The organism is Pinirhizobacter soli, assembly GCF_015905305.1.
Taxonomy (GTDB): domain Bacteria; phylum Pseudomonadota; class Gammaproteobacteria; order Xanthomonadales; family Rhodanobacteraceae; genus Pinirhizobacter; species Pinirhizobacter soli.
Genome location: NZ_JADZLQ010000005.1, coordinates 119063 through 141172 on the forward strand (window position 1 = coordinate 119063; position 22110 = coordinate 141172).

Consider the following 22110-nt stretch of genomic DNA (forward strand, 5'->3'; position numbering starts at 1 on the left):
CATAAGCGGCCACCCACGGCCGGCGCGTACAATGTGCGGCTGATCCCGCCCCCATTGAAGCTCCCACGCCGTGAACGAACCCATCCTGAGCGTCGACCTGCCCGGCACCGCCAGCCCCGCCCGCGCCCGCATCACCGCGGCCTGGCTTCGCGACGAAACCGAGGCCGTGAACGACCTGCTGGCCCAGGCCACCCTGCCGCCGATCGAGCGCGAACAGGTGATCGACGTGGCCGCCGGCCTGGTGACCCGGGTCCGCGCCCGCGCCAAGGACCAATCCGCCGTCGAAAGCTTCATGCGCCAGTACGACCTTTCTTCCGAGGAAGGCGTGTTGCTGATGTGCGTGGCCGAGGCCCTGCTGCGCATCCCGGACAAGACCACCGCCGACAAACTCATCCGCGACAAGCTCGGCGAGGCCAACTGGAAGAAGCACCTGGGCCAGAGCGAGTCGGTGTTCGTCAACGCCTCCACCTGGGGTCTGATGCTCACCGGCCACCTGGTGAACCTGGCCGAGGAAACCCGACGCGACTTCACCAGCGCCCTGCGCCGCCTGGTCGGCCGGGCCGGCGAGCCGGTGATCCGCCTGGCCGTGCGCCAGGCCATGCGCATCATGGGCCACCAGTTCGTGATGGGCCGCACTATCGGCGAGGCGCTGGATCGTTCGGCCGAAAAAGAACACGCCGTCTATCGCTATTCCTACGACATGCTGGGCGAGTCCGCGCTGACGCAAGAAACTGCGGAGCGCTACCAGCAGGACTACCGCGACGCGATCAACGCCATCGGCTCGCGCGGGCCCTTCCCCAACAACCTCGAAGCCCCCTCGATCTCGGTCAAGCTTTCCGCGCTGCACCCGCGCTACGAGGTAGCCAACCGCGATCGCGCCCGCCGCGAACTCACCGAAAAGCTGCTCGAGCTCTCGCAGTTGGCGATGAAGAACGGCATTGCGCTCTCGGTGGATGCTGAAGAAACCGACCGCCTGGAGCTGTCGCTGGACATCGTCGGCGACGTCTTCGCCCACCCGTCGCTGGAAGGCTGGAACGGCCTGGGCCTGGTGATCCAGGCCTACCAGAAGCGCGCGCCGTTCGTGATCGACTGGGTGACCGAGAAAGCCCTTGCCACCGGTCGCCGCTGGTATGTGCGCCTGGTGAAGGGCGCCTATTGGGATGCCGAGGTCAAGCGCGCGCAGGAAGGCGGCCTGGACGGCTACCCGGTATACACGCGCAAGCCCAATACGGATGTGTCGTACCTGGCCTGCGCGCAGCGCCTGTTCGCCGCCGGCGCGGACGCTGTGTACCCGCAGTTCGCCACGCACAACGCGCACACCATCGCCGCCATCCACCACATGTCACGTGGCCGCGCCTACGAGAACCAGCGCCTGCACGGCATGGGCGCGGATCTCTACGCCGAGGTGATCGGCAAGGACAAGCTCAACGTGCCCTGCCGCGTATACGCGCCGGTAGGCACGCACGAGGATCTGTTGCCCTACCTGGTGCGCCGCCTGCTGGAAAACGGCGCCAACACCAGCTTCGTCAACCGCGTGGTCGACGAAAGCGTCCCGGTCCGCGACCTGGTCGCCGACCCTTGCGAAACCGTCCGTGGTTTTGCCTCCATCCCCCACCCGCGCATCCCGCAGCCGGTGAACCTCTACGGTGAACTTCGGAAGAATTCCATGGGCATGAACTTTGCGAACGATAACGAACTGAAGGCGCTTGCCGACTCCATCCACGCGCAGGCTGGCCCATGGAACGCTGCGCCGCTGGTACCAGGGGCTGCAGCAGCGGGCGCCGCGGAGAACGTGACCGATCCGTCGGACCGCAGCCGCGTGGTCGGCACGGTGAGCCATGCCACCGACGCGACGGTCGAGAAAGCCCTGGCCAACGCCGTGGCCGCGCAGCCGGGCTGGGACCGCCTCCCGGCCGCCAGCCGCGCGGCGATCCTCGAGCACGCGGCCGAGCAGCTGGAAACGCGCCGCGGCGAGTTCATCGCGCTGTGCGTACGCGAGGCCGGCAAGAGCCTGCCCGACGCCATCGCCGAAATTCGCGAGGCGGCGGATTTCCTGCGCTACTACGCCACCATGGCGCGGCGCCTGTTCGGTCATCCGGAGCAATTGCCCGGCCCCACCGGCGAGAGCAACCAGTTGTCCCTGCACGGCCGCGGCGTGTTCGTCTGCATCAGCCCCTGGAATTTCCCGCTGGCGATTTTCCTTGGCCAGGTGAGCGCCGCCCTGGCCGCCGGCAATTCGGTGATCGCCAAGCCCGCCGAGCAGACCTCGCTGATCGGATACGAGGCAGTAAAGCTGCTGCATGACGCCGGCGTGCCGCGCGAAGTGCTGCAGTACCTGCCGGGCGATGGCGCGACGGTCGGCGCCGCCCTCACCCGCGATCCACGCGTGGCCGGCGTGGCTTTCACCGGCTCCACCGATACCGCCTGGGCGATCAATCGCGCGCTTGCCGCGCGCAACGCCCCGATCGCGGCGCTGATCGCCGAAACTGGCGGCCAGAACGCGATGATCGCCGATTCGTCTGCGCTTCCCGAACAGATCGTCAAGGACGTTATCGCCTCGGCGTTCCAGTCGGCCGGCCAGCGTTGCTCGGCCGCCCGCGTGCTGTTCGTGCAGGACGACATCGCCGATAAGGTGATGTCGATGCTCGCCGGCGCCATGGCCGAGCTCACCGTGGGCGATCCAGGCCAGCTTTCCACCGACGTAGGGCCGGTGATCGACGAGGACGCCAAGAAGATCCTGGTCGACCACGCCGCCCGCATGGATGCCGAAGCCCGCAAGATCGCCGAGGTGGCGCTGCCCGCTTCCACCGGCAAGGGAACCTATTTCGCCCCGCGCGCCTATGAACTGAAATCGCTCGCCCAGCTCACCCGCGAAGTGTTCGGCCCGGTGCTGCACGTGATCCGCTGGAAGGCCGACGACCTGGACAAGGTTGTCGAGCAGATCAATGCCACCGGCTACGGCCTCACCCTTGGCATCCACAGCCGCATCGACGACACGGTGAATTACATCCAGTCGCACGCGCGGGTGGGCAACTGCTACGTCAACCGCAACCAGATCGGCGCGGTGGTGGGTGTGCAGCCCTTCGGCGGCGAGGCGCTGTCCGGCACCGGCCCCAAGGCTGGTGGTCCGCACTACCTGCTGCGCTTTGCCAACGAGCGCACGCTCACCATCAACACCACGGCGGCCGGCGGTAACGCTTCGCTGCTGACCATCGGCGAATAAGCCACGCGCAGGATGTTGCGATGCGTTAACGGTTTCCCCTGTCCAGGTGCCATGATCGGTGCCTGGACAGCTGGGGAGCGGTTCGATGAAATCCGTCGCAGGCATCCATAACCCCGCCGACGACCCGCGCTACACGGCGGTGGAAATCCCACCCAACGTATTGCTTGGGCTCACCCTGCTGGCCGATCGCGACGGCGTGGACTGCACGCCCTGGTTCGCCGGGCTGCCGCTCGACCGCAGCCAGATCGCCGACCCGGATGCACGCATTTCCTACCGGCAAGCCGCCATCGTGCTGCGCCGCGCCCTGCTCGCCGTGGGCGACCCGGCCCTGGGCATGCGCGCCGGTCGGGATGGCAACCTCGGCAGCTTCGGTCTGCTGGGCCTGGCCATGATGACCTCGGCCACCTTTGGCGACGCCATGCGCGTGGGCATCGAAAACCACAAGGTGTGCGGCTCCCTGCTGGATATCGGCTTCGACATGCCCGGTCCGCGCGAGGCTGCGCTGGTGGCCTGGCCACGCTTTGGCGAGCATGCCCTGCTACCTTTCCTCTGCGAAGAACTCTTCGCCAGTTGCCTGGCGGTGGCGCGGGAGCTGGTGGGGCCCGCCTTGCGGCCACTGCGGCTGGAACTGACCTATCCCCGGCCGGCCTATGTCCGGCAGTACATGGATTTCTTCCAGTGCGAGCTGCGTTTTGGCGCGCCCGCCAACCAGATCGTGATGGATGCGCGCTGGCTGGAGGTACCCCTTCCCGGCTACAACGCGCGCACCCGGCAGCAGGCGCTGGCCATCTGCACGCGCGAGTTGCCCCAGGGCAGCAGCTCCGATGAAGTGGTGATGGCGGTCGAGCAACTGCTGCGTTCGCGGCTGCGCGAACATCCGCGGCTGCCCGAGGTGGCCCGCAGCCTCAACATGAGCGAGCGCTCGCTCCGCCGCCGGCTCGCCGAAGGCGGCCGGGTATTCCGTGACATCCACGACCAACTGCGTGCCGAACGGGCCATGGAACTGCTTTACGCCGGGCACCTGAGCGTGGCGGAGGTGGGTGCCGAGATTGGCTTCGCCGACCCTCGCGAGTTCCGGCGCGCCTTCAAGCGCTGGACGGGCATGCCGCCACGGGATGCCCGCCGGGCCGCTTAAACCCCTCGGGTTGGCCGATTTTCCCCCCATCGTCGTCGCAACGCCCCTCCCTCCCTCGGTCCGGTAGGCGGCAGATTGCAGGACAGGCGACGAACAGCCGTTTGAATGGGGGAGAGTTCCATGCGATCGACGATCATCCTGGCCACCATGGCCCTGGGCCTTGCGGCCTGTAGCGGGCAGTCATCGGCTCCGACGGCCGACAACGGCAGCGCCGGCAACAGCTTCGAGGCGAAGCTCCAGCAACAGTTGCTCGATGCCAAACCCGGCAGCGTCGTGGATATCCCGGCCGGGCATTACAGCCTCAAACGGGGCCTGAGCCTGCGCACCGATGGCGTCACCATCCGCGGCGCCGGCAAGGACAAGACGGTGCTCTCGTTCAAGGATCAAGTGACGGGCCCCGAAGGGCTACTGGTGAACGCCAACGATTTCACCATCGAGCACCTGGCCATCGAAGACACCAAGGGTGATGGCCTGAAGATCAACCAGGGGAAGCACATCACCATCCGCGACGTACGCGTGGAATGGACCGGCGGCCCCAAGACCACCAACGGTGCCTATGGCATCTATCCGGTCAAGACGCAGGACACGTTGATCGAGGACTCCGTTGCCATCGGCGCCTCCGATGCCGGCATCTACGTGGGCCAGTCCAACAACATCATCGTGCGCCGCAACCGCGCGCAATCGAACGTGGCAGGCATCGAGATCGAGAACTCGATCGGCGCGGACGTCTATGAAAACGTGGCCGTCGGCAACACCGGCGGCATCCTGGTGTTCAACATGCCCAACCTCTCGCAGCCCGGGCACGCCACGCGCGTATTCAAGAACCAGGTACGCGACAACAACACCGCCAACTTCGCCGCCAAGGGCGCCGCGGTTGCCAGCGTGCCGGCCGGTTCCGGTGTGGTGGTCAACTCCAACGACAAGGTGGAGATCTTCGACAACGACATCGTCAACCACCAGACGGCGAACGTGATCATCTCCAGCTATTTCTCGACCAACTACTACAACAAGAAGGGCGTGGACCCGAACTACAACCCCTACCCGAAAGGCATCTTCATCTACGACAACCGTTTTGCCGGCGGCGGCGACGCCCCCGACGGCATGAAACTGAAAATGTTGAAGACTGCTGTATATGGCATGGGCGGGCGCTTCCCCGACGTCCTCTGGGATGGCTTTGTCGACGAGAAAACGCTGGTCGACGGCCTGCCGCCACCATCGGACCGGCTTTGCATCCAGAACGGGCCGGTAGGCGTGCTCAACGCCGACGGGCCGCACGACTACGACAAACCCAGCACCGACACCCGCGCTTACCAGTGCACGCTGCCCAAGCTCCCGGCGATCGTGTTGGGCCAGGGCTAAGGCATGCATCGAAGGCTCGTTTTTTGGTGCATCGCCACCGCGGTACTGTTCGTGCTCGGCGGGATACTCGCCGCCTGCCACCGGCAGATGCCGCCGGTGACGTTCCACGCCGAGGGCCGCCCTGCACACCTGTCCGAGTGGCATGTGGTGGCCGTGGCCGACGGCAAGCTGGTACTGAATCAGGGCGTGGTGCCGTACGACCTCAACACCCCGCTCTTTACCGACTACGCGCACAAACTGCGCACGATCTGGATGCCGCAGGGCGCGCACGCCAACTACGACGCCGAACAGACTTTCGACTTCCCGGTCGGCACCGTCATCAGCAAGACGTTCTACTACCCGCGTGCCGCCGGCGGCGCGGAGGGCACGGTGCTGCGCACGTACGACAGTTCACGCGACTTCGCAGGCGAAGGCCTGGACCTCGCGCACGTGCATCTGGTCGAGACACGCATCCTGGTACGGAGGGCATCGGGATGGGCGGCCATTCCCTACGTGTGGAATACCGCGCAGACCGACGCAGACCTCGCCCGCACAGGCGCCGTATTGCCGCTGACTTTGCTCGACGACAAAGGCGCGAGCGAGGCGTTCAACTACGTGGTGCCGGACGAAAGCCAGTGCTCGAGCTGCCACGCACGCGATTGGGTGACGCGGCAGATCGCACCGATAGGGCCGAAGGCCCGTCACCTCAACCGCGACTACGACTATCCGGACGGAAGGGAAAACCAGCTGGCGCACCTGGTGCGCGTGGGCTACCTGCAGGGCGTGCCGACGGCCACGCAGATCCCGCGCAATGCCAACTGGATGGATACCCACCAGCCACTGGAAGCCCGCGCACGCGCCTACCTGGATATCAATTGCGGCCACTGCCACAACCCGAAGGGCGCCGCCAACACCACCGCGCTCACGCTGGACGTGACCGCCGGCGACGACCGCCACCTGGGTATCTGCAAGCCGCCCGTGGCCGCCGGCCGCGGCACGGGCGACCACATGTTCGACATCGTGCCCGGACAACCCGACGCATCGATCCTGCCTTATCGCATGGCGTCGTCGGAACCGGGCGTGATGATGCCTGAAATAGGCCGAAGCACCGTTCACCGGGAAGGGGTGGCGCTGATCCGCGCCTGGATCGCATCGCAGCAGGGCTCGTGCCTGGCCACGGAATAAACCTAAGCCGCATCATGGGGAGATGATTCGATGGCAAACCACATCAACCGGCGCGCACGTATCCGTACCTGCGCCGTGCTGGCCGCCAGCATCGCCAGTATCACGGCCAGCTGGGCCCAGGATTCCAATACCGCCAAGCCCGCCGACGCCAACCGGGCCACCGAGCTTGGCAATGTCACCGTCACCGCGCAGAACCGTACCCAGGAAATGCAGTCGGTGCCGATCCCGCTGCAGATCGTCACCGCCAAGCAGATCGATACGCTGGCCGCGACCGACCTCAGCAAGATGAGCCTGTTCGTACCGGGCCTGGTGGTGGGCGGTGACCAACCCACCCAGCCCCGTTACCAGTTGCGCGGTGTCAGTACCGCCGACTTCGGCATCGGTACCGAGCCTGCGGTGGGCGTGTACGTGGACGGCGTGTACGCCGCGCGCTCGGGTGGCGCGCTGCTGGCCTTCAACGACGTCAAGCGGATCGAAGTGCTGAAAGGACCACAGGGCACCCTGTTCGGACGCAATGCCGCGGGCGGCGCGATCTCGATCATCACCAACGAACCCAGCGACCAGTTCGAAGGACGCGCCCGCGTCCGCTTCGGCGACTATGGCCGGCGTTACTTCGATGCGCTGCTCAATATTCCCGTCGGCAAGGACATGGCATTCCGGCTTTCGGTGCTGGACAACCAGTCCGACGGTTGGGTGAAGGATGCCGCCACGGGCCGCCATTACGGGCGCGACGACGACTGGGGCACGCGCGCGGCCTGGCGGTGGAATGTCACCGGCAATACGCGGGTATTGCTGACCTGGGACCACGAGGAACTGAAGCAACCGCCCAGCCCCGCCTTCGGCATCGCCCCGCTGCCCACCACGCCCGATGGCCGGCCGCCGTACCCGCCGGACCCTGCCACCTATCGCAATCCCCTGCACGTGCCGTTGCTCAACGATGCGGTGGACGCCAGTGAAGGCCGCCGCTTCGACGGCGCGACGCTTGTGATCGATCATTCGATGGATTGGGGAAGCTTCACCTCCACCACCGCGTGGCGGAACTTCGACACGCACAACCGTGGCGATTACGACGGTACCAACAACATCCTGACCTACCTCGATACCAACAATATCGAGCACAACAACAGCTGGTACCAAGAATTCAAGTTCGCCGGCAACAACGACGTGGCCGATTGGGTAGCTGGCGTGAGCTACTACCAGGAGCAGGCGCGCCAAACCAGCCAGACCAATGTCTTCACCGACAGCATCGATACGCTCGCACTGAACCTGGGCGTGCCCACCGGCACGCCGGACGGCACCATCTACCACTTCTTCAATTCCCTGCTGCAGGCCAACGGCCTGCCATTCACCCTGCTGGGCGATCCCTGGCGCGAACAGATTTCCAACGTCGGCCGCTTCAAGGCCTACGCCGCCTTCGGCGACGTGATCTGGCATTTGAACGACCGCATGAACCTCACCACCGGTGTGCGCTACACGCGCGACACCAAGGATTTCTCCTGGTACAACGCCCCGCGGCAGGCCGACGCGCTGGATGACACCATCAACACGCTCGACGCCCTTGGCGTGCTGGCCGCGGTAGGGGTGGACCCGGCCACCTTCCGCCAGAACCTGATCTTCACCGACGCGGTGGGCGTGCCGGTGCATTTCCACGACAGCTGGACAGACGTAAGCCCGCGCGCGGTGCTCGACTACCGATTCACGCCATCAAGCATGGGCTATGTATCAGTGACCAAGGGCTACAAGGCCGGCGGCTACAACAGCGTGCAGGTGGGCTCGCGCTTCGAGCCTGAGAAAGTGTGGAACTACGAGGCCGGCATCAAGAACGTGTTCGAAGACCTGCACCTGCTGCTCAATGGCTCGGTCTACTACTACCGCTACACCAACAAGCAGTCGCTCACCCTCGACCCGAACACCGCCGGCTCCGGCGTGCCACGTTACCTGGTGAACAGCAGCGACCAGGACGCCCACGGCGTGGAACTGGAAGCGCAATGGCAGCCGCTGGACGGCATGCGCATCTATGGCAACGTCGCCTATATCGACGCCACCTACCGCAACACCGTGGCCCCCGATGGCGTGAGCTTGTCCGGCCAGCCCACCGGCGAGCCGCTTTTTTCCTTCGCCGGAGGATTCGGCTACACCTGGCACGGCGTAATGCATGGCGACCTGGCCTTCGACATCCAGCATGCCTATCGCGGCAAGTCACGCTGCAACGATGATTCGGTGCTGCAGGGAGAGTGCGAGGTCAGCCCGAACTTCAACACCGGCAGCGCACAGAACCGCACCGATGCCCGCCTGGACTGGCAGTCGCAGGGTGGCACCTGGGGCGCGGCGATATTCGGCAACAACGTGTTCAACCGCCGGTATGTCACGGGCGTCAACAACATCAGCACCTCGGTGTTCGGCACACCGTTCGCCACCATCACCCCGCCGCGCATGTGGGGCGTGGAACTGCGAGCCAAATTCTGAACATGGTTTGATGTAAAACGTGTGCACCAAACTTAAGGACGGCCTTTTAGCCATGCAGAAGATCCTGGACGCCATGCGCGCAGCCCACCGCCAGGAGCCACCGGCCGACGGCGCCACGCGCCGCGACCGCCTGGATCGCCTTGCCGCCCTGGTGCGGGACAACGGCGAGGCGATCGCCACGGCGATCAGCGCCGACTTCGGCCAGCGTTCCAGCGAGGAAACCTCCCTGCTGGAGGTATTCCCGAGCCTTGGCGGCATCAAGCATGCGCGCAAGCACGTACGCCGCTGGATGCGCGTGCGCAGGCACTGGGCCGGGTTCTGGTTCCTTCCCGCGCGCGTGGCCCTGCAACCGCAGGCGCTGGGCGTGGTGGGCATCATCGTGCCGTGGAACTACCCACTGTACCTGGCCGTAGGCCCCATCACCGATGCGCTGGCCGCGGGCAACCGGGTGATAGTGAAGATGTCCGAACTTACCCCGGCCTTCTCGGCGCTGTTCGCCGACCTCGTCGCCCGTTATTTCCGCGCCGACGAAGTATCGGTGGTGAACGGCGACGCGGACGTCGCCGCAGCCTTCTCCGCCCTGCCCTTCGACCACCTGCTTTTCACCGGTTCCACCGCCGTGGGCCGGCACGTCATGCGCGCAGCGTCCGCCAACCTGACGCCGGTGACGCTTGAGCTTGGCGGCAAGTCCCCCGCCATCGTCGCGCCTGGCGCACGCATGGACCACGCGGTGGAACGCATCGTCTTCGGCAAGCTGGTCAACGCCGGACAAACCTGCATCGCCCCCGACTACGTACTGCTGCCACGCGACCAGGTCGACGACTTCGTCGCCCGCGTGGGCAAGCGAGTGGAAGCGTTCTATCCCTCGATCGGGGAAAACAACCAGTACAGCTCGATCGTCAACGACCGCCATTTCGACCGGCTGCGCGGCTGGCGCGAAGACGCCGTCGCAGCCGGCGCGAAGGCGCACGTGCTCGGAAACGAAGAAGGCACGCGCCGACTCGCACCCAGCCTGCTGACGAACGTCACCGACGAGATGACGGTCATGCGCGAAGAAATCTTCGGCCCCCTCCTACCGATCGTCCCCTACGACCGCATCGAAGACGCCATCAACTTCGTCAACGACCGCCCCCACCCACTATCGCTATACCTGTTCACCGACGACCGCCGCATCATCGACGACGTCCTCGCCCGCACCCGTGCCGGCGGCGTCACCATCAACGACACCCTCTTCCACATCGCCCAACACAACCTCCCCTTCGGCGGCGTAGGCCCCTCCGGCATGGGCGCCTACCACGGCAAAACCGGCTTCGACACCTTCTCCCGCCTAAAACCCATCCTCCGCCAAGCCCGCCTCAACGGCGTCGGCCTGCTCAACCCGCCCTACGGCACGCGCTTCCGCCGGATGCTCTCGATCATGCTCGGACGTTAGAGCGCTGGGGCGAGGGGAGGGCGTTGGGTGTCATTTTCCTCACTAAGTCCTCGTCGGGCTTCGCCCTCCTGCGGAAGCGTTCCGAAAACGACACCCAACGCCCTCCCCTGGCACGCAACGGTGAACTGCAGGGAGAGCCAGGCGCAGCATGCCTCTCACGCTGCATCACATAGCGGAAGCAACCGCCAATACTCACGAGGCCATGGCTTTCCCGTGACGACCTCAAGGTCGGAGGGAGGCCGGCGGGTGTCACCCTGAGAGCGCTTCCGCAGGAGGGCAAAGCCCGACGAGGACTTAGCGACCAGGGTGACACCCGCCGGCCTCCCCAACCTCGAGGCAAAAAAAAGCCCCCGGCAAGCGAGGGCTTTTTTCTGTGCGACGCAGCAGCGCTTAGAAGCGGTACTGGCCGGACAGGCTGAGCAGGTTGCCCTTGTCGTCGTTTTCGCCGACCGTGAGGTCGCCGGTGGGGCTCAGGGAATTGATGTGAGCCTTGTTGACGAAGATGTGGGCGGCGCCGAGGTTCACGTCGAAGCGTTCGGACACCTTGTAGCCCAGGCCGAAGGTCAGCCAGCGGCGGGTGGAATCGGGCACGCGTACGTCGCGGGTGGCGTTGTAGGTGGGCGTGGTGTCGACGGCCACACCGGTACGCAGGGTGAGCTTATCCGTGGCGTAGTACTCGCCACCGACCGAGGCGAACCAGGTGTTGCGCCAGTTAAACTCTTCAACCGTGGGCGGCTGCGACGGGTTGCCGTACTGCACGGCCAGCTCCTTGAACGAATCCCACTTCGTCCAGGAGATGTCCATGCCCAGGCCGAACTTCTCGTCCTGGTGCCAGAAGCTGGCGGTGGCGAAGGCCGGCGTGGTGAAGTCGGCGGTGCCCGAGGTGTGCGTGAACGGAGGCTGGCCCGGACCGAGCAGCGCGCCGAGGGCCGGGTTCGAAAGCAGGCCCGTTACCTGTGCGGGGACTTGGAAGTTGGCGGTGCCTTCGAGCGTGTGGGAGATCTTCGAGTGGTAGTTCAGCGCGAAGCGGTCCTGCGCGGTGAGCTTCCAGAAGCCACCCAGCTGCCAGCCGTAGGCCCAGTCGTCGCCCTTGATCTTGGCGCGGCCGTCGGTGCCCGGCGGAACGATGGCGTTAACCGCGCCCAGGAACTGCGGTGGAAGGGCGCCGGCGGCGACACCCTGCTGTGCAATACCGAGAGCCACCGTGTTGAAGTTGATCGCGCTGGTGAGTTCGGCGCTGGTGCGCTGGGCGATGGCGCTGGCACCCAGGGTGAAGGTATCGGTGACATCGAACGAGGCCGACAGCGTGGCATCGAGGGATTTGAAATCGGACTTCAGGCCGCTGTAGCGACCGGTGAAATCGTTGTCGTAGTCGGTCTTGAAGCCGAACGGCGCGGTAAGGGCCACGCCCACGTGCCAGCGATCGGAGACCTTGGACTGGAAGTACATGGCCGGCACCGGGATGGTCGTACCCGCATCGCCGCCGTTGGAACCGGCGATCGGACGGCCGAAGGCATCGTTGGAGCTACCGGAGAACTTGGTGCTGAAATTGATGGCGGTGACGTCGGCCTGGAAGGTGTTGCCGTCCAGCATGGTCATCGCGGCCGGGTTGTTCACGATCACCGAGGCATCGTTGCCGGCGGTAACGGAACCGGCGAAGGCCGTACCGAGCGCCTTGGCGCTGTTTTCCTTCAGCTGGAACGCGCTGGCGTCGGCGGCGCGCGGGGCAACCAGTGCGCCGGCGATGGCAACGGAGAGGGCGGCAAATGCCAGCGGGCGAACCGCCCAGGCGCGGCGGGTAAGGGACATCTGCATTTGTGGACTCCTGCCAGTTTGTTCTTATGAGTTCGAGGCGAGACTGCCCCGAGGCCTAAGAGCCCCGTGTAACAGCGCGTTCATACGCGCGTTTGACAATCCCGGGCGAGACTGTGCCGTGAACTTTTCGTTAGCGCAAGTGGCGGTGCAGCAAAATGGGACACGGCTCCACCTTTAATCGGGTATAACCCATGCAGCGCTTCGATCCGGCACGAAGCGTTGTTATGCTTGTCCGGCCAGCCAACACGAAACACGGGGATGCCCATGCAGTGCTTCGTCTACGCCAGCCAGCGAAAGTCCAATACCTATGTGTGGTTGCACGAACGCGACGCCTTCGACGTCCTGCCCGAGCCCCTTAGCCTGATGCTGGGGCAATTGAGTCTGGCCATGGAGCTGGAGCTGGACGACAGCCGCCGCCTTCCCCAGGAAGACGCCAAGGAAGTGCTGGCCAACCTTGCCGAGCACGGCTGGCACCTGCAAATTCCCCCGGGGGATACCCTAGCCGTGGGCAACCAGCACTACCGCGAGGCGCTGCGCGAACCCCGCGACTAGTTCCCCGTCGGAGCTTTCGAACGGCAGGTCCAAGCCCTCCGACACCACCATACGCGGAGGGTCCGCACATGAAGGCGAATATGTCTATTGCTTGCCGACCTGCGGCAGCCATCCGCACGCTAGCTCTCCGACATGAGCGCTAACGATCACTTGTGTGCTGAAGTACCACTTGTTTGAAGATGCTCGAGCTCTCGAATCGCATCCTTTGTCTCTCGCTCTTCGCCTGAATTACCGCAATTGTCAACAAAATACCCGTGGCCATAGTTGTATAGGAATACGAGGTACGACTTGCCGACATCCATCGGAAAGCGTGAGGTTGTGTTCTCGGACCATACCTTAACCGCTTGCCCTGGCTTTCCCTTGAATGACCGCTCAACCTTCAAGGAATAGATCGTGTAGTCCACCCCGTTCGGGTCATCGCGAGAAGTTACATTCTTACTGGAAATCACGGATCCAATTAGGACGACTCTACTATCTCGAAATTCCTTGTCGACATTGGGTTGGCCGCTCTCGCAGGACGCCATAGAGAAGCGGCACGATGTCATAAGTGCTATCGCAAGTACGCACCTCGAGACCTTCGAGACACGATGCTTCTGCATTAGTGAGTTCCCTGAGGGCAAGCAGAGCCGTCGGGCATGTCTACGGTCACGCCAATGACGCCTAGGTCAGAGGGTATCCCGGGAATCTCAAGCATCAGCGGAGTAACGCCATCATTTTGATCTGCAGCCTGAGACATCAGTGTTGACTGAAACTGTGCTATCGACCAATGGTGTGCCTGCCTCGTTTTACTGTCATCCATGATGTCGCGAATTCCGTTGAAAGTCGTTCCATCACTCAACGTTCCACTTACCTGGTCGAGCACCGGCCTCAATTGGTCCTTCGTCATTCCCCATTGGCTCGGTATCACGGCAGTGGAGTCAGAAGTGACGCCATACTTTGCAATGTTTGAAGGAGTTCCGTTAAAAGCCCCTCCCTTACCCACAAGCTTGGGATTTCCACGACGGACTCTGGCGGCACCTGTGCAAGTGCATAGTCCCATAGGATCGACGTTGCTAAGTGGGTTTCCATGAACATATTGGTATGGATTAGACCCATCGGTTAATCCGAGGGGGTCAGGCTGCAAATATTTCCCTTCGCTGGGATCATAATCCCTAGCTCTGTTGAACCACGTTCCATTCTCCGCGTCGTAGATTTGCCCCGGAAGACCTACTTCGACTCCCGGAAGACTACCAAGAGTAATTGCGCGATCGAACGGCATATTGTCAGCAGTCCAAACTGGTTGCGCCGTGGCATCGGTAATGACTTGGGGCCGACCGAGATGGTCCGAGTGCGCATAGTAAAGAGTAGCGGCGCTTGACCCCGGCGCGGCATGGACCAGGCCTACTAGCTGGCCGGAAAGGTAGATATAGAAGTTGTAGCCATTGGCGGTCGAAGTCTCGTCAAGAACGGAGCCATCAAGCAAGTAGCCATAATAGGTAGTCTCGATCGGCGTAATCTTCCGCGTCCGCAACCCTATAGCATCGTAATAGTAATTGCTCTGTCCCGCCGGATAGGTTGGGCAGGTTCCATTGCCTTCGCAGTAACTGACCGCCGCCGACCTTGATGCGCCAGTCATATGACCGAGGGAGTCGTACGTATACGTGTCAGTAGATCCGCCAAAACTATGAGTGGCACGGTTGCCGACGGCATCATAAGTGTACGAGTGTGCGCCTCGCGATAGCATGTGATTACTGCTCGGATCAACTACAGCCGACTCAGAAATCACCGTGTTCTGCTGAATACGGTTTCCATTTGCATCGTACTGCAGAGCCATAGGTGCCAGCCCGGTGATCTGAGTAACCTGGTTGTTCGCGTCGTACGTGTATTGCTGGTTTTGCGAGGAAACATGGTAGTCATTGATGATCGTAAGACGATTGCTGTAGTCCCAGCCCAGGGCCAGATACTGGAGATTGGCGCCCCCGCTTATGTCTGTCGTAATCGTTTTTACGCGTCCGTCCGTATCGCGACCCCATGCCCTGACAAGACCATTTCCATAGGTCAGCGAGCTCGGCAATCCACTTCCGTCGTACATGACACCGCTGACAACGTGGTAGGTCTGGCCGCCGAATGCGACATCAATGCTTGAAACGTTACCATCAGTCCATGTGTACAGGACCCCGTAGTTTCCGTGCAGGAAGTAGTTCAGTCTGGAATCGCCGTTGTATAGAAAAGTATCCGTAGAAGTTCCTTGGAAATTCGACGTCGTCCGCTGGCTCACATTGCCGACTTTATCGTAGGCGTAGGAAGCAGACGTCGTGCCATCTGTGTAGTTACAAAGATGACCAAGGCCATTCGTACATGAGTCATAGATATAAGAGCGGGTAATTCCGTCGGCAATGACCTGAGTGGTTCTACCAAGAGCATCATGACTTACTGAAATCAACGATCCGTCATTTCGAGTCATGCTGGAAAGGCTTCCGTTCGAGTCGAACAAATAATTTGTAGTTCCAGTATCAGGGCTATGAGACGCCCGCATGATGCCAAGACCATCGACATCGTACGTCGTGACTAGCCCCCTAGGATCCGTCACCTGGGTAATATGGTCTCCCGCATCAAGCTTATACGTGGCGGTTCCGCCTCTTCCATCCACCACAGACGATACGCGGTTTAGTGGATCATAGTTCTTCGTGAACGTGCCGTCATACGTGCTAATCGACTTAGGATTACCATTTAAATCGTAAGTTGTTGATTGCCATTGACCACCATTTTCTCTAATCTTAATGCGGCGACCAAGTTCGTCGTAGTCGAAATAAACGGAACGCTGTGCGTACGTAGCTCCATTCTGATATATCGCATCGCTAATAATGTCGCCATTAGCGTCGTACGCGTACCGGTGAATGGTAACGGCGCCGCTCGGACCGTACCAAGTCCTTGCGCTTACCCGGAAGGCGCTGTCGTAGTCGTAATGAATGCGCTCACCATCAAACTTTACGTAGTCACTGACAAGACCATTGGACGCGTAGGTGTAGGTCGCCGTGTTGGTCGCGTTGTATGTGTGCTTGATGCTTTGGATGCGCCCCCTTGCGTCGTACAGGAAGGACGTGACATCGCCATTTTGTGATGTCACTGTCTGCGGGGATCCGAGCGCGGTGAAATTGGAGAACGACGAAATATGCCCCATGGCGTCCTGGACTTGCGTCCCTCGGCCCATCGCATCGTATGTAAAAACTTGTTTTTCTTGCCCGCCCGGCGGCGTAATCGTCAACGTGTTCGTCATTCCATTTGAATAGTATGTTCGGACGTACGTTGTAGTCAGGGCCTGCGAGGGGACGCCGATGCCTGCAAGGTTCGTTACGGTGACGCTTGCAAGATGGCCATGGTCATCATATGAATAAGCAGTCTTGTTGTATCCTGAAATTTGGCTTGACAGCAGTCGATTCGTTCCCGCTGTTGTGTCCCATGTATTGGTCGTTGTTCGCGCAACGGACGTCCCGGAAGCTTCCGTTTCACCAGTGAGTTGTCCGTTTGGCGCGTAGGTGTACGTCGTAAGATTTCCGGCGTTATCTCTCGACGCACTCATGTTTCCATTGGAATCATAGTTAACCGAAGAGGTTGTTGCTGGACAGCTGGCGGTGGCACTGCCAGACATGTTTACTAATAGACCGCTCGAATTGTATTGAAACGTCGTTACCAGCCCCAGCGGATTGGTTACCGTGGCGACCGCACCGGTTGAGTTAGATCCATACGAGAATTTTGTCGTCTCTGTTCCGTCTGCCATGCCTGCGAGTGTTACGCGACCTGAAGAGTCGTACTGAGTAACGTCATGGGCGACGCCGTTGTAGTCGGTCTCTGTCAATACGCCTTCAAGAGCCGTGCCGATCACCTGGTATTTGTATTGGACTGTAGTCGCGGGATTGCCCGGATAAGATTCGGAGTTAATCTCGTAAAGCGTGGAGCCAGTGACACTATTTGCCGTGATAGTGGAGTTGTACGTGTATGTGGATCCTGCTGGATCCGTGACCACGACGACGGCCGTCAGGTTGGTCGTATTGAGTGTTGTCGAAATTTTGTAGCTCTGCCCCGATGTGTGGGTGACCATGACAGTGTTGGCATCAGGCCTTGTGAGCGTCCAGCTGATTCCATTGGGGTTGGTAATTTTGGTAAGCGTGCCCCAGTAGTCAAAAAGGTAGACGTTCGAATCCTCCCCACGTACGGTGTAGGTGTTGCTTGTGCTGTCGTACGTAAGGGTGGCAGTGCCAGCCGGCAGGAACGGGCCGTGAATATTCACGGCAGTGGGCGTGGACGCTTGAGGAGATTGCTCACTGAAAGACAGCAATGACCCGTCGGGCATCGCCAATTTTACTGGTGAGCATGCTTGACCGTTGCCGAAGCACCTCGTGCCAATGAGATTGTAGTCGATGTTTGCACGCCAGGCGCCGTTGAGGATATTGCCGTATGCGTGGGAGGTGTAGTAGCGCTTAAAACTTAGCCCCATCTCTCCGGGAAGCTGAAATTCTGTAACAGCCTCAACTTTCGTTCCTGTCGATACAAGCACAGGATCGGAAAGGCTGTCTGCACAAGGATTCTTATTGCTGTTGGAATTAGCGGCTGCCTGCGTACTCGCAGAAGTATGAACGCCACCACCACCTTTAGGCCCAATCACTTCGACTGGTTGCGTTGGAGGTTCTGAGGCCCAGCAATTCCCAATGGCTGTAGACGTAAAAGGAACACCATCAATGGTGACACTGGTGTCGAATGTTTCGCAGCTCACTCCGCCGATTTGGATAACCGCTTTTGCCTGCGGACAAAAGATGAGCACACCCAAGCTGACCGCTAGGATCGCAAGATATCTAAACACCAGTTTTCCCCTGTTAAACTTCCACGCATTGCGCGCGTTTGTGGAATATGTCGCCGCAAAGTTTCGCCGTCAATAGTTCCACATGATTCTTGAATCAAGGGTTGACAGTTATAGCGATTCCTTCAGAGCAATTTCTTGCGAATTCGCTCTGAAGCTATGTGGGTGCCTCCGTAGCTGACCGGCAGCTTGACCATTGGCTTGAGAAACCAGACGGGCCGGCGATTGACCCGGGCCGACACGCGAAGAAGACACCAGTTTTTTCACGAACCCGATGGGGCTGAGCGCCTTCAGGAGCTTTTGCGAAAAATCAGGCAGTCGAAAACGTGTCTCAGGCAGGCTCAAACTGCGCGCTATCACCTGGGCGTGGATTTGACGCCTTCCTGGATGAGTCCGGTGAGGATCGGCGATAGACGCCTGCAAAATAGTCCGACGGCTCCTTACCTGCCGTCGGGTCGGACGGGGCCTGGGAGCAGGCGCCCTCCATGGTTCTAACCAGGTGGACGTATGTTCCGGTTCATCCCAACCGGGAAGGGAAGATTTCAAGGTTAACGTTCGGTTACCGCGAGGCGCGTTCGCGCTTCCGTATACTCGCGCGTATGTCGAGAATCAAACCACGGCGCCGGCCGCCGCTTATCAAGTCCCTCCCGTGGTTCCTGCCGGCGCTGATCGCCGTTGCCCTGGCAGGATGGTCGACCCATCCGGTGGTGCTGATACCCCTGCTCCTGGCCAACGCCCTGGCGATGGGTGCGGTATGCCACGCCATCGGCTTCGATCCGGAACCCAGCTTCGCCCGCACGCTGCTGCGCCGCGGCGCCGCGCACCTGGTGATGTTCACCAGCTATACCGCGGTGATGTTCCTGCTGGTGGCCTGGCCGCTGGTGCGCCTGATCCAGGAGCCCAGCCTTTCCGGGGCGCTCCTGCTGGCCGCGGCGCTGGTGGTGGCCCTGGCCTCGCTGTGGAGGATCTGGCCCGCCTTCGGCCTGGTCTTCGTCTGGGACGATGCCTACCCCGAGCAGGAAGACGGCTCGTGGATATTCACCGCGGTGGCACGCAGCATCGCCTTCGGCCGGCACCTGTCGGCCGAAGAGCGCTTCTTCTCGCATTTCCTGCCGGCGGCCATGGCGCTGCTGGTGCTTTCTTTCGCCGCCGTGGCGCTCACCGGCCTGTATGGCGTGCTGCCATCTGAATTGCGCATCAGCGCGCTGGCCATTTATGGACTGGTGCTGCTGCCGTTGGGCTGCATGGTCATCGCCAACCGCACGCTGCGCGCGATGCTGTGCGAAGGACGCCAGCGTCCGCACGGATCCACGGCATCGCGCAGCGGCAGCGCCGCGACGGCGCAGAAGGCCGACAAACCGGGCAAGACGCCGCGGGTGGAACCGGCGTTCGATGCCGGCACTGCTCCTGCGCAGGCCCCCCGTCCCGCCGCTTCCATACCCGCCGGCCGGCCCCAGGCCGAGTTGGACAACGATCTGCTTGAAGCCGCGCGTGGTGGCGACGTCGATCGCGCCCTGGCCCTGCTCGAAGCCGGCGCCGACGCCAACACCGCCGCGCGCGCCGGTGACCGCGACCAGCGCAGCGTGCTGGTGCTGGCGGCGCTGATGCCCGATGTACGCCTGTTGCGCGCGCTGATCACCCGCGGCGCCGACGTCAACCGCGTGCACGCAGGCCTCAGCGCCCTCCTGGCCACCTCGCGCGACAGCTGGCACGGCCGCGCCGACGCCGTCATGACGCTCCTGGCCAATGGCGCCAATGCCGCGGCCGTCGATGGTGAAGGCAACACGGCGCTGCATGGCGCGGTGCTCTGTGGCGAACCGACCATCGCGGCGATGCTGCTCGATGCCGGTGCACCGCTGAACGCCTTGAACAAGGCCGGGTATAGCGCACTGGCCACGGCCTGCCGCGCCGCCAACTGGAACCTCACCCGCTTCCTGCTCGAGCGTGGCGCCAAGGCCACGCCGGTCGATGGCGAGCCCGCCCTGGTCGCCGCCGCCGGCATCACCGACGACGACGACGAAGGCGTGCGCATCCTGCTCAAGCACCGCGCTGCGGTGAACGCCACCGACAGCCACGGCCGCAGCGCCCTCATGTTGGCCGCGGCCGAAGGCCACGAACGGATCTGCCGCACCCTGCGCGGTGCCGGAGCCGACGTGGGCCTGGCTGACCGTCGCGGCAGCACCGCGCTGATGGAAGCCGCGCGCGCCGGCGCGCCGCGCATCGTGGAACTGCTGGCCCAGGCCACGCCCGATCCGCGCGCACGCGACAGCCATGGCCGCGACGCCCTCACCCTGGCCTGCCAGTCACCACAGGCCCGCGCCGAAACCGTGCGTGCGCTGCTCGCCCTCGGCGCACAGCCGCGCGAAGCGGGCATGGATGGCCGCAGCGCGCTCGACCACGCCGCCGCCGCCGGCCGTTGGGACCTGGTCGCCCTGCTCGATCCGGAAACACCGCTCCCGGCCAGCATGAGCGATGCCGTTGTACCCGAAGCCGGCGCCGATTCGCCGGATCACCTGCTCGATGCATTGCGTTTCGGCCACTGGGCCGTGGCATCCACGTTTGCCCGTCGCGTGCGTGAATGGCCGGCCTCGCAACTGGCCGCGATGTACTTCGAACTCTCAGCGCCAGGCCTCGGCGCCAGCCGTGCGTGGTTGCTCGAGCACGGCCTGGAGGCGGAGGCGCGGCTGGGTGCGCCGCGCCACCGCGACGATGAAGAAACCGATGGCGACGACGAAAGCGATGCCAACGTGCTTGGCCGGCGCCTGTTCGATGCCCTGGTACCGCAGCTCCCCTCATCCCAGGAAGCCGTCGCCCAGTTGCTCGACGCCGGTGCCACGCCTGCGGGCGTGGGCCTGTTCCTGCAGGCTGTCGCGCGCATGGGCGACAGCGACGCGGAAGCCACGCTGCTGCTGCGCATGCTCGGTGCGGGCGCGGATCCGTTTGGCGTCGATGCCCGCCTGCGCAGCGCCGTGCACGTGGCCGCGGCGGTTGCGCACCCGCGCGTACTTTCTGAACTGCTCTCCCGCGGCAGCGATCCCAACGCGCGCGACGGCCAGGGCCGCACACCGCTGTTCGCGGCGCTGGAGGCGGGCAACCGTGTGCTTGAGCGCGTACGCAGCCTGGTGGCCCATGGTGCCGACCCTGAAACCACCGACGCCCACGGCGAGACCCCGCTGGGCGTGGCCATGGGCCAGGCGGATGTCGAACGCTGGCTGAGCTGGAGCCGCTGGCCGCTACCCCGCCGGCCGCTTCGCGCCAACGACCTGCCGCAGGCTGCCGCCAGTGGCGACGCGGAGGCCGTGCGCCGGCTGCTCGACCTCGGCTTCGCCGTCGATACCCCCGACGACAAGGGCGCCACGGCACTGCTGCGAGCCTGTGGCGCAGGTCACCGCGATGTTGCCGCCGTGGCCCTCGATGCCGGCGCCGACCCCGCGCGTGCCGCTTCCACGGGCGCCACGCCGCTGGTGGCGGCCGTGACCGCGCGGCGCGAAAACCTGGTGGCCTTGCTGCTTGAGCGCAGCGTCGCCGTCGACCAGCGCCTACCCGGCGAGACCACCGCCACGATGATCGCCGCGGCCATGGGCTATCCCGAGATCGTCGAGGCGTTGGTGGATGCTGGTGCGGACATCAATGCCCACGACGGCAGCGGCCACACACCGCTGCATGCTGCCGCCCAATACTGTTTCGAAAGCAGCGACAGCCTGCGTTCGCGCCGCCTGCTCGACGTTCTGATCAACCGCAAGGCCGACATCAACCACGCCGACAACGAAGGCAAGACAGCACTGCTGCTGTTGCTTGGCGCACACAAGCGGCCAGGCGTGGCCTGCGACGCCACCCATCTGGGCGCCTTGCTGCCGGCACTGCTCGATGCCGGTGCCGACATCAGCCACGCCGACCAGCGCGGCGTCACCGCCCTGCACGCCTGCGCCATGCATGCCTTGCTGCCGCCAGCGCGTACGCTGATGGCGCGCGGCGCCGATCGCAGTGCCGCCGATGCCTTCGGGCGCACCGCGGGGGATGTCGCCCGCACCTTGGGAATGGTGGACATCGCCCATGAACTGGGCGTGCGCGCAAGCGCCGTACCCAGCGTCCGGCAGACGCTTCGCCAGCCCGCCCAACCGAACGACTAG

The 22110-nt window shown here is 63.2% G+C and carries 10 protein-coding genes; 8 read left to right on the forward strand and 2 right to left on the reverse strand.

The features are described from left to right. Nucleotides 1–70: 70 nt before the first annotated feature. From putA to NDK18_RS19195, 6 genes are all read left to right on the forward strand, one after another. Nucleotides 71–3223 (forward strand): bifunctional proline dehydrogenase/L-glutamate gamma-semialdehyde dehydrogenase PutA, encoded by a 3153-nt coding sequence (putA, locus tag NDK18_RS19170; protein WP_250628725.1) that lies wholly within the window; start codon nucleotides 71–73, stop codon nucleotides 3221–3223. 85 nt (nucleotides 3224–3308) lie between these two features. After that, nucleotides 3309–4358, forward strand: coding sequence for an AraC family transcriptional regulator (locus tag NDK18_RS19175; protein WP_250626572.1), 1050 nt, complete (start codon nucleotides 3309–3311; stop codon nucleotides 4356–4358). A gap of 120 nt (nucleotides 4359–4478) precedes the next feature. Beyond that, the gene (locus NDK18_RS19180) at nucleotides 4479–5717 is read left to right on the forward strand and encodes a parallel beta-helix domain-containing protein (protein WP_250628726.1); all 1239 of its coding nucleotides are present in this window, start codon (nucleotides 4479–4481) and stop codon (nucleotides 5715–5717) included. 3 nt (nucleotides 5718–5720) lie between these two features. Beyond that, on the forward strand, nucleotides 5721–6881 hold the full coding sequence (locus NDK18_RS19185) for an SO2930 family diheme c-type cytochrome (protein ID WP_250628727.1): 1161 nt from the start codon (nucleotides 5721–5723) through the stop codon (nucleotides 6879–6881). Nucleotides 6882–6911: 30 nt separating this feature from the next. Continuing rightward, a complete protein-coding gene (locus tag NDK18_RS19190; RefSeq protein WP_250628728.1) occupies nucleotides 6912–9347 on the forward strand; it encodes a TonB-dependent receptor in 2436 nt (811 codons plus the stop codon). Nucleotides 9348–9399: 52 nt separating this feature from the next. Continuing rightward, on the forward strand, nucleotides 9400–10779 hold the full coding sequence (locus tag NDK18_RS19195; RefSeq protein WP_250628729.1) for a coniferyl aldehyde dehydrogenase: 1380 nt from the start codon (nucleotides 9400–9402) through the stop codon (nucleotides 10777–10779). Between the two features lie 390 nt (nucleotides 10780–11169). Here NDK18_RS19195 and NDK18_RS19200 read toward each other — a convergent pair whose 3' ends face one another. Next, the gene (locus tag NDK18_RS19200; protein ID WP_250628730.1) at nucleotides 11170–12594 is read right to left on the reverse strand and encodes an OmpP1/FadL family transporter; all 1425 of its coding nucleotides are present in this window, start codon (nucleotides 12592–12594) and stop codon (nucleotides 11170–11172) included. Between the two features lie 264 nt (nucleotides 12595–12858). Between NDK18_RS19200 and NDK18_RS19205 the strand changes: the two genes are divergently transcribed. Beyond that, nucleotides 12859–13146 carry a YcgL domain-containing protein gene (locus tag NDK18_RS19205; RefSeq protein ID WP_250628731.1) on the forward strand — a complete coding sequence of 96 codons (288 nt, stop codon included), beginning with the start codon at nucleotides 12859–12861 and terminating at the stop codon, nucleotides 13144–13146. A 598-nt stretch (nucleotides 13147–13744) separates the two neighbouring features. Here NDK18_RS19205 and NDK18_RS19210 read toward each other — a convergent pair. After that, nucleotides 13745–17983 (reverse strand): RHS repeat-associated core domain-containing protein, encoded by a 4239-nt coding sequence (locus tag NDK18_RS19210; protein ID WP_250628732.1) that lies wholly within the window; start codon nucleotides 17981–17983, stop codon nucleotides 13745–13747. A gap of 596 nt (nucleotides 17984–18579) precedes the next feature. Here NDK18_RS19210 and NDK18_RS19215 point away from each other — a divergent pair. After that, nucleotides 18580–22110, forward strand: coding sequence for an ankyrin repeat domain-containing protein (locus NDK18_RS19215; protein ID WP_250628733.1), 3531 nt, complete (start codon nucleotides 18580–18582; stop codon nucleotides 22108–22110).

Bases quoted from the DNA above. Each gene is read 5' to 3' on its own strand.
- NDK18_RS19175 (WP_250626572.1), top strand. From the start codon at position 3,309: ATGAAATCCGTCGCAGGCATCCATAACCCCGCCGACGACCCGCGCTAC.
- NDK18_RS19180 (WP_250628726.1), top strand. From the start codon at position 4,479: ATGCGATCGACGATCATCCTGGCCACCATGGCCCTGGGCCTTGCGGCC.
- NDK18_RS19185 (WP_250628727.1), top strand. From the start codon at position 5,721: ATGCATCGAAGGCTCGTTTTTTGGTGCATCGCCACCGCGGTACTGTTC.
- NDK18_RS19190 (WP_250628728.1), top strand. From the start codon at position 6,912: ATGGCAAACCACATCAACCGGCGCGCACGTATCCGTACCTGCGCCGTG.
- NDK18_RS19195 (WP_250628729.1), top strand. From the start codon at position 9,400: ATGCAGAAGATCCTGGACGCCATGCGCGCAGCCCACCGCCAGGAGCCA.
- NDK18_RS19200 (WP_250628730.1), bottom strand. From the start codon at position 12,594: ATGCAGATGTCCCTTACCCGCCGCGCCTGGGCGGTTCGCCCGCTGGCA.
- NDK18_RS19205 (WP_250628731.1), top strand. From the start codon at position 12,859: ATGCAGTGCTTCGTCTACGCCAGCCAGCGAAAGTCCAATACCTATGTG.
- NDK18_RS19215 (WP_250628733.1), top strand. From the start codon at position 18,580: ATGTCGAGAATCAAACCACGGCGCCGGCCGCCGCTTATCAAGTCCCTC.